The following is an 11,974-nucleotide window of genomic DNA, read 5'->3' as shown; positions in this document are numbered from 1 at the left end:
CCGGATTATCGCGTTTAGTGTTCTTTTATATGAACGGTCGGAAGGAAAAATGAAGACATTGCGACGTGCGGCCCTGGTAGCCGCCACCATGTCCTTGGCGGTGAGTGGCTTCACGTTGCCGGCCGACGCGGCGCCACCAGGCGACGCGCCGGTCGCGGAATCGGTGGCCGGGCAGAGACCCAAGGAGCGAGTGGCCAAGGATCAGAACGGCCGCGTGCTCCTCTACGTGCACGGTCGGAACGAATCCGACCTCCGGAACGCCGTCAAGGCGGTCGGCGGGACGGTTTCCGCCGCGCAGCCGGGGCGGGTCAGGGCAGCGTTGACCGAGGACAAGGTCGACCAACTCGCGAAGCAGCCAGGCGTTCGCGAACTGAAGCGGCCGACCAGAGTGCTTCCGTCTAGCGTGACTTCCGAAGGTGTCGTGCCTTCCGGGGCCCAGGCGTGGATCGACACGAACAACAAGGGCGCCGGGGTGAAGATAGGCATCCTCGACGTCGGGTTCGCCGGGCTGGCCGCTGCTCAGGCAGCGGGTGAGCTTCCGAGCGGAACCCAGCTCGTCACCAACGGTTCGAACTGTCTTGACGCGACGATCGACGACCCACACGGTGTGAACGTCGCGGAAATCGTCCATGACATGGCACCTGCCGCGCAGCTCTATCTCGCCTGTGTCGAGGACGATATGGGTTTCGCGCCGGCTGCGGATTGGCTCCAGCAGCAGGGTGTGCAGATCATCAGTGCGGCGATCGCCGTGCCGGGGGCCGGGCGTGGCGACGGCACGGGGCCGGACGTCAACAGTCCTGCGCACGTCGTCCAGCGTTCTCGTCAAGCCGGAATCCTGTGGTCGACGGCGGCGGGCAACTACGGCGAGCGGCATTTCGCCGGCCAGGCGGCGGACCGGACCGGGGCCTCCACCTGGGTCGAGTTCAGTGGTGCTTCGGAGGTCAACAGCTTCTCGGTCGGTTCGGGACAGCCTGCGACGGTGACTCTGCGCTGGGATGCGTGGCCGGTCACGACGAAGGACCTCGACCTCTACATTACGGACTGGTCGTCCGCTCCGACAGGTCCGAACGATCCGCATGTGGTGGCTCGGTCGACGCTCGCTCAGCGTGACACCGCCGGAGGGGGTGCGCCGGTCGAAGAAGCGACCTTCACCAACGACTCTGGTTCAGGTGGCACTTATTACGCCTGGGTCAAGAACAACAATGCCCCCTTCACCACGAAGTTCGACCTCTACCTCTCCAAGCTCGGGGAGACCGGGGGCCTCCAGTGGTCGACTTCGGCGGGAAGTATCGCGGAGCCGGCTAGTTCGCCCTACGTGCTCGCGGTCGGCGCGACCAAGCCGGCATCGGGGAAGCTCGAGCCCTACAGCAGCCACGGCCCGACGGTCGACGGCCGGACCAAGCCGGACATCACCGGTTTCGCCGGCGTTTCGACGTTCACCAAAGCGCCGAACCTCTTCACCGGGACGTCCGCGGCCGCCGCACACGTGGCCGGGGTGGCCGCCTTGTTCAAGGGCGCGAACGCACAGCTGGACGCCGCGCAATTGGAGTACCTGCTCAAGTCTCGAGCGAAGGCGGTAGCGGGCGGATCGCCCAACGACTGGGGCGTCGGTGTGCTCTGGGCCGGTTCGCCGGGATCGGCCGTCGCGGCGCAGCCGGGTGGCTACACCGCGATGACGAACCCGACTCGGATCCTCGACACAAACACAGCGGTCGGTGGGCACCAGCGACGCTTCACCCCGGGTGAGACCTTCGCGCTCACCGTCCCCGGTGCCCCGGCCAATGCGACGGCGGTCGTGCTGACCGTGACCGCCGGCCTCGCCGACGGGCCCACGGAACTGCGGTTCACCGCCGGCAACCCCGGGGCCGCGCAACCGATCCGGTTCCCTGTGCAGACCAGCAGGCAGACCACCCTGACGGTCATCGTTCCACTCGGCGGTGACGGGGCTGTCCGGATCCACAACACCGTCGGTACGCCGGGGATGACGGTGGATTTCGCCGGGTACTTCAGTCCTGATGGAGTGGGCACCTACACGGCCAAGACAGGCGGCGCCAGGCTTCTCGATACGAAGGACCTCGCATCGGTGAAGAACACGCCACTTGGCGGAGGTGAGGAGATCGCGGTCCAGGTCCGTGGTGTTTCGGGTGTTCCGGCCACCGCGACCTCGGTGGTGGTGAACCTGACGGCCGGCCAGTCGACCGCGGGGACCTTCATCTCGGCGTACCCGCAGACTTACCCGCCCGACACCAGCAGTGTCTTCATGAACGTCGGCCAGCGACGTTCCAACATCGCCTTCGTCCGGATCGGTGACGACGGAAAGATCCGGCTGCGGAATTCGGCCGGTTTGGCTCATCTCGCGGTCGACCTGCTGGGTTGGTTCGCCCCCGGCGAGGGGGCGAAGTTCGTCCCCGCCCTCGGGACCAGCCGGGTGATCGACACCGGCACCGGCACCGGCGTCCCGATGGGGACCTTGAAGCGGGGCGCCACCGTGACCGCGCAGGTCGCTGGGACGGCGGGAGTCCCGCTCGGCGCGACCGGCGTGGTGATCACCGGATCGGCGGCCGACAAGGTGATCAACACAGGCGTGTCCTTCTTCGCTCCTGAAACCGGCTTCGCCAACGCGCCTGCCCTGCAAATCGACCAGGGAAAAACGGCTCCGGCCACTGCACTGGTCCCGCTGGGCGCGAGTGGGAAGCTCAGCGCCTCGAACACCGAAGGGGAAGCAGAACTCACCGCCGACGTGACCGGCTACTTCGTCGGAGGCCCGGCTGCCGCCCCGGCGGGGAACTGTGTCAACGCGAAGCTCGAACCCGGCTTCAGTTCGCTCATGGACGGCCGGGCTGAGTCTTCCCTCGCTCGCTGGGGGACGACGTCCGCCGCGCAGGACGGTTGTGAATTCGGCACGCTGGCCGAGACGGCCGGCCCGTGGAACCCGTCCAATCTGTTCGACAACGACTACACGCTGAGGGTCGACTGGAAGGCGACGGGCGCGAATTCGCAGTCGGCCGTGCACGTCGGGCTTCCCCGTGGTCCTGGCCCCGCCGCGGCGCAGATCGCGATCGGCGGAGCTTCGGCGGCACCCACGGACGCGACCGGGGCGGTCAAGGGAATCAAGGCCCCGATCGCGACGGCGGCGAAACCGGTCGGGGAGTGGAACACCTTCGAGATCACCGTGGCCGGCCCCAAGGTGACGGTGTTGCTCAACGGCACCAAGGTGAACGAGTACATCGCGCCGTCGATGTTCAACCGCCGCTCCTACGTCCAGCTCTCGGGTCATGGAACTGGAGACCAGGTCAAGTACCGCAACCTGAGGGCACGCCCGAACCGGGTCTCGATGAGTGGCCTGGTGACCGGTGTCGGCGGCGCTTGCCTCGACCTGTCCGGTGGCGTGCCGACCAACACCACGGTCCATATGTGGACTTGTTCGGGTTCCGTCGCCCAGCAGTGGACGGCCGGGGACACCGTGCTCCACGTTCTGGGGCAGTGCCTCGACGTGCAGAACGGCGCTACGTCGGCCGGTTCCCGCGTGGTCGCGGTGGGCTGTGCCGGGTCTTCGACGCAGGAATGGCAGATCTTCGACGATGGCCGGATCTTCAACCTCGCGGCCGGACGCTGCTTGTCGGCGGCCGGTTCGGCGGACGGTTCGGCCATCACCATCCAAGACTGCAACGGCCAGGCACAGCAGATCTGGAAGATCTCCGAACGGGCCGCGCCCGCGGGTCAGTTGACCGATGGGTTCGGTGCCTGTCTCAATGTCACCGGGCGTGCCGTAGGCAACGGAGCGACCATCGGCACCACGGGTTGTATCGCGTCTCTGTCGGACACATGGACCCTGGCGAAGGACGGGAGCATCCGTGCGCTCGGCCGTTGTCTCGATGTGAAGAACGGTGCCGTCGCGGACGGGACGCCAGTCTGGTCGTATCAGTGCACCGGTGGCGCGGCTCAGTCGTGGCAGCTCCGGCCCGACGGATCCCTCGTCAATCCGCAGTCCGGAAAGTGTCTCGACTCGACGCAGGGGGCGACCACGGTGACGATTCAGACCTGCACGGGTTCGCAGCCCCAGGTATGGAGCGTCGTCCGGTCCTTCCCGCATAAGGGGCGGCTCGTTGGTGTGACCGGCAAGTGCGCGGACGTGTACTACAACAACGACGCGAACGGCACCGCGATCAACATGTACACCTGTAGCGGGTCCACCGCGCAGCAGGTGCTGGTGCAGAACGACGGCACCATCAGGATGAAGAGCCGCTGCCTGGACGTCACCAACGGTGCCACCACGAACGACACGTCGGTTCAGCTGTGGGACTGCAACTACGGGACGGCCCAGCGCTGGTTCCAGCGCCCGGACGGCATGATCGAGAACACCGGTTCCGGCCGGTGCCTCAGCACGCTGGGCGGCGGCGACGCGGACGGCACTCGTCTGACGATCTATGACTGCCGGTACTTCGCCAACCAGCGTTGGGGAATCGATTTCGAGTAACCGATAGGGGAGGATCGAGGACCGCGGCTGTCCTCGATCCTCCCTACCGTCGGCCCCATGACCGCTGAGATCACGCCGTTCACGATCGCCGTCCCCCAGCGCGACCTCGACGACCTCGCTGCCCGCCTGGCGAACACGCGCTGGCCGGACGAGATCGACGGCGTCGGATGGGGGCTCGGGACGCCGCTCGGGTATCTCCAGGAGCTCGCCGAGTACTGGCGGCTCCGCTACGACTGGCGTGCCCACGAGGAGCGCCTCAACGGGTTCCCGGGGTTCCTGACGAACATCGACGGCGCGAACGTCCACTTCCTGCACGCGCGGTCACCGGAGCCGGACGCGATCCCGCTGGTGCTCACGCATGGCTGGCCGGGGTCCATTGTGGAATTCCTCGACGTCGTCGGCCCGCTCTCGGACCCGCGCGCGTACGGCGGCGACCCCGCGGACGCGTTCCACGTCGTCGTGCCGTCGCTGCCGGGGTTCGGGTTCTCGGGGCCGACCACCGACGCGGGCTGGGGCACCGGCCGGATCGCCGATGCCTGGGGAGTGCTGATGTCGCGCCTCGGGTACGAGCGGTTCGGACTGCACGGCGGCGATTGGGGCGCGATCGTGTCGCGCGAGGTGGGCGTCCGGTGCCCCGAGCGGGTGATCGGCGCGCATCTGACGATGCTGCCGCACGCGGCGCCGGAATCCGAGGACGATCTCGCCGGGCTCACCGGTGACGAACTGGCGCGAGGTGAGGCAGCGCTGGCGCGCGGGCTGGAGTTCCAGACCGGCGAGCTGGGATACGCGATGATCCAGGCGACCAGACCGCAAACGCTTGCCTACGGGCTCACCGACTCGCCGGCCGGGCAGCTCGGCTGGCTGGTGGAGAAGTTCAAGTCCTTTTCGGACTCGCGGGACGTCCCGGAGGACGCGATCGATCGCGACGATCTGCTCACCAACGTGATGCTCTACTGGCTCACCGGCACGGCGAACTCGTCTTCGCGGATCTACGCCGCTCCCGGCCCTGCCTGGGGCGAGGGGCCGGCGGAGTCCACAGTGCCCACCGGGGTGGCCGTGTTCCCGAAGGACACCGGCCTGCCGATCCGGCATCTCGCCGAGCGCACCGACAACATCGTGCACTGGTCCACTCCGGACCGCGGGGGTCACTTCCCCGGGCTGGAGGTGCCGGACCTGCTCATCGACGACCTGCGGACGTTCTTCCGCGCGCTGCCATGAAAGGTCCTTTCCTTGCGAAATTTGCAAGGAAAGGACCTTTCATGGCGCGTGTCAGAGGTACTGGCCCGGCCCGTGCGTCTCGCCGCCCGCCCCGTGCCCGCCGAGGGCGCCGCCCGCGGAAGGCCCGGCCGGGAGCCCGCGCCGCATCTGCTCCAGCTGCACCCGCGCGGCCATCTGCTGCGCGAACAGCGCGGTCTGGATGCCGCTGAACAGCCCTTCCAGCCAGCCGACCAGCTGCGCCTGCGCGATCCGCAGTTCGGCATCCGACGGCGTCGAGTTCTCGGTGAACGGCCGCACGAGCCGCTCCAGCTCGTCCTGCAGCTCGGGCGCGAGCGCCTGCTCCAGCTCGCGGATGGAGGTCTGGTGGATCTCGCGCACGCGGGTGCGGCTGGCGTCGTCCAGCGGCGCGGCGCGAACCTCTTCCAGCAGCTGTTTGATCATCGTGCCGATGCGCATCACCTTGGCGGGCTCTTCGACGAGGTCGCCGAGCGATTCCTCCTGCCCCTCCTCGCCGGAGCCGGAGCCGGGGGAGGCGACGCGTGCGGTGCCGACCGGGGTGCCGTCGGGACCGACGACCAGCACATGGTGCTGGGAGTCTCCGCCGCCGTCACCGGGGGTGGTCGATTCGCGGGAAACTGGGTCGGTCATGTGCTCCATCCTGGCCTACGTCGGGCGCGAAGCGCAGTGTGGTTTTCGCCGCCGTCTCCGAGCGTAGCGGGAATCGTCGCACCCCGTGTTCGGGCAGCCAACCCCGGGTAAAGCGCCAAACCGCACGTCCGTACGGTGTCCCCATGGCGTTCGACGTCGCTCGTATCCGTGGGTTGTTTCCCGCGCTGGGTGACGGCTGGATTCACTTCGACGGCGCCGCCGGAATGCTCGTACCTGAACAGGTCGCTTCGGCCGTATCCACGGCCATGCGCGCTCCGGTGTCCGGGCCGGGTGGAGCGTTTCCGGCCTCCCAGCGTGCGGAAAGCATTGTCACGGCCGCTCGCCGGGCGGTCGCCGACCTGGTCGGCGCCGATCCGAACGGGGTCGTGCTCGGCCCCAACGCGCCCGATCTCATCCGCCGTCTCGTCGACGCGATGGCCGACCGCTGGACGATCGGCGACGAGGTCGTCGTCTCCCGGCTCGACGAGGAGGCCAACCTCGCGCCGTGGCGCCGCGCGGCGAAACGCGTCGGCGCGGTCGTGCGGTGGGGCGAGATCGACATCGAGACCTGTGAGCTGCCCGCCTGGCAGTACGAGAACCTCGTTTCCGCGCGCACCAAGGTCGTCGCGGTGACGCTGGCGTCCGGTTCGGTCGGCACCCGGCCCGACGTCCCGACGGTGATCGAGTTCGCCAAACGGGTGGGCGCGCTGGTGGTCGTCGACGCGACGTACGCGGCGCCGTTCGTGCCGCTCGACCTCAACGCGCTCGGTGCCGACGTGATGGTGGTTTCGGCGCAGGCCTGGGGCGGGCCGTCGGTGGGGGCGCTGGTCTTCCGCGATCCCGAGCTGCTCGAACGCCTGCCGTCGGTGTCGCTCGATCCGGCCGCGCGCGGTCCGGCCCGGATGGAGCTGGGGCCGCACGCGTACCCGTTGCTGGCCGGTCTGGTCGCGTCGATCGACTATCTGGCCGGGTTGGACGACGCCGCGATGGGCTCGCGGCGCGAGAAGCTGGTGACGTCGCTGGGTTCGGCGAAGTCGTACCACGCGGGACTACTGGCGCAGCTGTCCACGGAGCTGCGTTCGCTGCGGCACGTCATGGTCATCGGCGACGCCATGCGCCGGATCCCCGCGCTCGCGTTCGCCGTCGCGGGCAAGAAGGCGCCCGAGGTCGCCGAATATCTGGCGTCCCAGGGGCTCTGCGCCTTCGCCGACGACGGTACGAGCGGTGTCTTCGGCTCGCTCGGCGCCGCCGAGGTCGGCGGCGCCGTCCGCATCGGACTCGCGCACTACTCGAACGTCTTCGAGGTCAATCAGCTCGTCCGGGTGCTGGAAGAGATCCGCTAACTCTTCGCCGCAAGCAGAACCTTGCCGAAGACCGTGCCTTCTTCGAGCGCGCGATGCGCCGAAGCGGCTTCGGCCATCGGGACGACCTGGCCGACGATCGGTTTCACCGAACCCTGCGCCACCAACGGCCACAGCCGCTCGCGGACGTCGGCGACGATCGCCGCCTTCTGCTCCAGCGGCCGCGAACGCAGCCCGGCGGCGTACACGCTCACGCGTTTGCCCAGCAGCTTGCCGATGTTCAGCTCGCCCTTGACCCCGCCCTGCATGCCGATGATCACCAGCCTGCCGTCGGCTTTCAGCGCGTCGATGTTGCGGTCGAGGTACTTGGCCCCCATGTTGTCGAGGATGACGTCCGCGCCGCCGGTCTCGGCGCGCAGGACCTCGACGAAGTCCTGCTCCTTGTAATTGATCGCGATGTCGGCGCCGAGCTGGCGGCAGCTCTCCAGCCGGTCTTCCGAACCCGCCGTCACCGCGACCGTCGCGCCGAGCGCCTTCGCGACCTGGATGGCGTGCGTGCCGATGCCGCCCGCGCCGCCGTGGACGAGCAGGACCTCACCCTCGGACAGGCCGGCGTGCATCACCACGTTCGCCCAGACCGTGCACGCCACTTCGGGCAATCCGGCGGCCGCGAGCAATTCGACTTCGGCGGGAAGCGGAAGCAGTTGTCCGGCCGGGACGGCGACCTTTTCGCCATAGCCGCCACCGGCGAGCAAAGCACAAACCTCGTCGCCGATTCGCCATCCTTCGACGCCTTCGCCGATTTCGGCGATCGTGCCCGAACATTCGAGTCCGATGATTTCGCTCGCACCCGGCGGAGGCGGGTAATTTCCCTGGCGTTGCAGCAGGTCAGCGCGGTTGACGGCGCTCGCGGCGACTTCGATGACGACTTCGCCTTCACCGGCCACGGGATCGGGGACCTCGGTCCATTCGAGGACATCGGGATCGCCGGGCTCACGGATGGTGATCGCGTACATACGAACGACCCTATCCCGGTGTCATAAAGTCCGCCGAACGTCGGTTGACCTGTGGCGCGAACCACATAAAGGTGACGCCCATGTCATATTCGCGAAGAAGCATCGTTCCCTCGATCGTGGTGGCGGCCACCGCCGCGCTCACGGTCGGAATGGCTCCCGCTGCGACCGCCGCCACCGGGATCGACGGTCCCGCGCTGGCGAAGCAGCTCGTCAACAAGGTGAACGCGAACAACGTCAACCGGCACCTGATCGCGTTCCAGCGGATCTCGGACGCGACCGGTGGCCGCCGCGCGGCCAGCACCGAGGGCCACAAGCGGTCCGCGGAATACATCGCCACGAAGCTGGAGCAGGCGGGCTTCGCGGTCACGCGGCAGGAGTTCCCCTTCACCTACGCGGAGACCGTCGCGGAGAACCTGACGGTCGCGGGCGCCGACGTCCCGATCATCATCATGTCCTACAGCCCGTCGACGCCCGCGGGCGGAATCACCGCGCCGCTCGCGGTGGTCCCGGTCGACGACACCAGCGGTTGCGAAGCGGCCGACTACGCGGGCGGGGTCGCGGGCAAGATCGCGCTGATCCAGCGCGGCGGCTGCTCCTTCGCGCAGAAGCAGGCGACGGCAGCCGAGGCGGGCGCCCTCGGCGCGATCGTCTACAACAACGTCCCGGGCCCGGTCAACGGCACCCTCGGCGACCCGGCCGCGGGCAAGATCCCGACCGGTGGCATCAGCCAGGCCGACGGCCAGGCGCTCGCCACCAAGGCGGGCTCCTCGGTCACCCTCGACCTGCGCGCCTTCCTGGAGGAGCGGACCAGCTACAACGTCCTCGCCGAGACCAAGACCGGCCGCAAGGACAACGTCGTGATGCTCGGCGCCCACCTCGACAGCGTCACCGAGGGCCCCGGCATCAACGACAACGGCACCGGTTCCGCCGCGCTGCTGGAGACCGCGCTGCAGCTGGGCAGCAAGCCCAAGGCCAACAACGCCGTCCGCTTCGGCTGGTGGAGCGCCGAGGAGTTCGGGCTCGTCGGCTCGACCCACTACGTCAACTCGCTGTCCTTCGAGCAGCAGCTCGACATCGCGCTCTACTACAACTACGACATGATCGGTTCGCCGAACGCGGCGTACTTCGCCTACGACGGTGACAACTCCGACGGCGTCGGCGAGGGCGCTGGCCCGTACGGCTCGGGTCAGCTCGAAAAGACCCTGGTCGACTACCTGCAGCTCGGCAAGGGCGTCCCGGTCGAGGGCACGGACTTCACCGGCCGCTCGGACTACCAGGGCTTCATCCGCGCCGGTATCCCGGCCGGTGGCCTGTTCACCGGTGCCGAAGGCGTGAAGACCGCCGCACAGGCCGCCAAGTGGGGCGGTAGCGCCGATGTTCCTTACGACAAGTGCTACCACCAGGCCTGTGACAACCTCGGCAACGTCGATCGCGTCGCGCTCGACCGCAACTCCGACGCCGTCGCCTGGGCGCTGGGCGTGTACGCGACCAGCACCGAGAACATCAACGGTGTCTCGGGTTCCAAGGCCGCGAAGGCGAAGGCGCTTCGCGCGGCCGAGCGGTCGCAGCAGCGGAGCCTGACGGCTTCGATCCACGCTGACGACCACCACGTCGCCGCCTGATCCGAAGTACCCGAAGCCCCCTTCCTCGCGTCTGGCGCGAGGAAGGGGGCTTCGGCGATGCTGTGGGCGTGGAGTACGTGTCCAGAGTGCCGCGGCCGCCGCTGGACGGGCTGATCGACGACCTCTACTACCTGGAGGGTGCGCCGCCGTACGCCCGGCTGACACTGCCGCCGATGCCTGGGGCGTTCCTCATCGTCAATCTCGGACCGCCGTTCCGTATCCGCGCGGGCGCCGACAGCGAAACGGCCGAGTACGCCGACGGCTGTGTGGTCACCACGCCCACCCGCGCGGTGAAGTTCGGCTACCCACCAGCGACCCGGTCCGTCGGCGTGCACTTCAAACCGTGGGGGCCGGCGCCGTTCCTGCCGATGCCCGCGGCCGAGCTGTGCGATCGGCCGGTGACCCTGGAACAGGTTTGGGGCAGGCCCACCGTCGCCGAGCTGCGTGAGCGGCTGGCCGCGGTGGACGGACCGCACGAGATGCTGACGCTGCTCGAGGAGGAGCTGATGCGACGGCTGCGCGAGACCGCCGGCCTCGGGCTGGTCCGCCAGACGAGCGGCGTTCTCGCGGCGACCGGCGGGGCGGTGGCGATCGGCGACCTGAGCGTGGCGGCCGGGGTCAGCGGCACTCACCTGGCGAAGCGGTTCAAAGAGCTCGTCGGCGTCACGCCGAAGCGGCTTGCCCGCGCCTACCGCCTCACCGCCACCGTGTTCGCGATCGACCCCGCCGGACCGGTCGACTGGGGTGACCTGGCCGGCGGGGCCGGTTACTTCGACCAGGCCCACTTCGGGCACGAGTTCCGGGAGTTCACCGGGCTCACGCCGACCCGGTATCTCGAAGTCCGGCGGCGGTTCCTGCGCGAACATCCCGGCCACGCGCTGGACGGCTGGTCGTTGCCCGCCGATTGATTTCTTACAAGAGCGACGCCTCGCGACCCACTAGGTTCGGGGAACCACAAGCAGAGGAGAGCCCGTGGGCACAGTGGTCATGTACAGCTCGGTGTCGGTGGACGGCTTCATCGCCGACGAGAACGACCAGCCCGGACCGTTGTTCGACTGGTTGACAAGCGGTGAAGTCCCCTTGGACGACAGCGGAGCGCTCAAGGTGTCGCAGGTGTCCTACGACTACACCCGGCCCTATTGGGACCGGATCGGGGCGACGATCGCCGGCCGCCACGTCTTCGACCTGACGGACGGCTGGGACGGGAAGCCGCCGGGCGGGATCGACCACGTTGTCGTCGTGACGCACCGGCCGGCGCCCGAGGGCTGGGACCCCGCGGCGCCGTTCCACTTCGTCGACGGCGTCGAAGCGGCCGTGGCCAAGGCGCGGGAACTCGCGGGTGACCGCGTGGTCGAGGTCGCCGCCGGTGACGTCGGTGGCCAGGCGCTCGCCGCGGGCCTGGTCGACGAGGTGCGCATGGACGTCGTCCCCGTGGTGTTCGGGTCCGGTAAGCGCTACTTCGGGCCGGTCCAGGCGCAGCACCTGCTGGAGGGTCCCGACGAAGTGATCCAAGGCGACCGGGTGCTTCACCTGCGCTATCGGGTGCGCCGTTGAGGTCTCGGCCCCTGGCCGTGGTCGTGTCGTCCGTCCAGTCACGCGTGTCGTCCGCCGGACGTTGCGAAAGCCACTTTCGCAACCTTCAACGTTGCGAAAGTGGCTTTCGCAACGTCGGCCGTGGGACGGGCCGGGCCA

At 68.6% G+C, this 11,974-nt stretch carries 8 protein-coding genes; 6 read left to right on the top strand and 2 right to left on the bottom strand.

Annotation, left to right across the window (positions count from 1 at the left end):
- The first annotated feature begins 49 nt into the window (after positions 1 to 49).
- Both ACLJQ7_RS05740 and ACLJQ7_RS05735 read left to right on the top strand, forming a co-directional pair.
- Positions 50 to 4,477 carry a ricin-type beta-trefoil lectin domain protein gene (locus tag ACLJQ7_RS05740; RefSeq protein ID WP_410647103.1) on the top strand — a complete coding sequence of 1,476 codons (4,428 nt, stop codon included), beginning with the start codon at positions 50 to 52 and terminating at the stop codon, positions 4,475 to 4,477.
- Positions 4,478 to 4,534: 57 nt separating this feature from the next.
- Positions 4,535 to 5,695, top strand: coding sequence for an epoxide hydrolase family protein (locus ACLJQ7_RS05735; RefSeq protein ID WP_410647102.1), 1,161 nt, complete (start codon positions 4,535 to 4,537; stop codon positions 5,693 to 5,695).
- A 51-nt stretch (positions 5,696 to 5,746) separates the two neighbouring features.
- Here ACLJQ7_RS05735 and ACLJQ7_RS05730 read toward each other — a convergent pair whose 3' ends face one another.
- Complete coding sequence (locus ACLJQ7_RS05730; RefSeq protein ID WP_410647101.1) at positions 5,747 to 6,352, bottom strand: bacterial proteasome activator family protein; 606 nt, start codon at positions 6,350 to 6,352, stop codon at positions 5,747 to 5,749.
- Between the two features lie 134 nt (positions 6,353 to 6,486).
- Between ACLJQ7_RS05730 and ACLJQ7_RS05725 the strand changes: the two genes are divergently transcribed.
- Positions 6,487 to 7,686 carry a cysteine desulfurase-like protein gene (locus ACLJQ7_RS05725; protein ID WP_410647100.1) on the top strand — a complete coding sequence of 400 codons (1,200 nt, stop codon included), beginning with the start codon at positions 6,487 to 6,489 and terminating at the stop codon, positions 7,684 to 7,686.
- On the opposite strand, the gene ACLJQ7_RS05720 is transcribed toward ACLJQ7_RS05725, so the two are convergent.
- Positions 7,683 to 8,660, bottom strand: coding sequence for an NAD(P)H-quinone oxidoreductase (locus ACLJQ7_RS05720; protein WP_410647099.1), 978 nt, complete (start codon positions 8,658 to 8,660; stop codon positions 7,683 to 7,685). The genes ACLJQ7_RS05725 and ACLJQ7_RS05720 overlap by 4 nt on opposite strands.
- Positions 8,661 to 8,740: 80 nt before the next feature.
- Between ACLJQ7_RS05720 and ACLJQ7_RS05715 the strand changes: the two genes are divergently transcribed.
- From ACLJQ7_RS05715 to ACLJQ7_RS05705, 3 genes are all read left to right on the top strand, one after another.
- Entirely contained in the window at positions 8,741 to 10,282 is a 1,542-nt protein-coding gene (locus ACLJQ7_RS05715) for a M28 family peptidase (protein WP_410647098.1), read from the top strand.
- An 86-nt stretch (positions 10,283 to 10,368) separates the two neighbouring features.
- Positions 10,369 to 11,190 carry a helix-turn-helix domain-containing protein gene (locus tag ACLJQ7_RS05710; RefSeq protein WP_410647843.1) on the top strand — a complete coding sequence of 274 codons (822 nt, stop codon included), beginning with the start codon at positions 10,369 to 10,371 and terminating at the stop codon, positions 11,188 to 11,190.
- Between the two features lie 64 nt (positions 11,191 to 11,254).
- Positions 11,255 to 11,836: a dihydrofolate reductase family protein gene (locus tag ACLJQ7_RS05705; protein ID WP_410647097.1), complete on the top strand. Its 582-nt coding sequence runs from the start codon at positions 11,255 to 11,257 to the stop codon at positions 11,834 to 11,836.
- Positions 11,837 to 11,974: the final 138 nt, after the last annotated feature.

The sequence above is a fragment of the Amycolatopsis sp. cmx-4-54 genome, from assembly GCF_046548895.1.
In the GTDB taxonomy this organism is placed as follows: domain Bacteria; phylum Actinomycetota; class Actinomycetes; order Mycobacteriales; family Pseudonocardiaceae; genus Amycolatopsis.
Note: the sequence above shows the minus strand (reverse complement) of the source record. Positions and strands in the feature narration are given on the sequence as shown.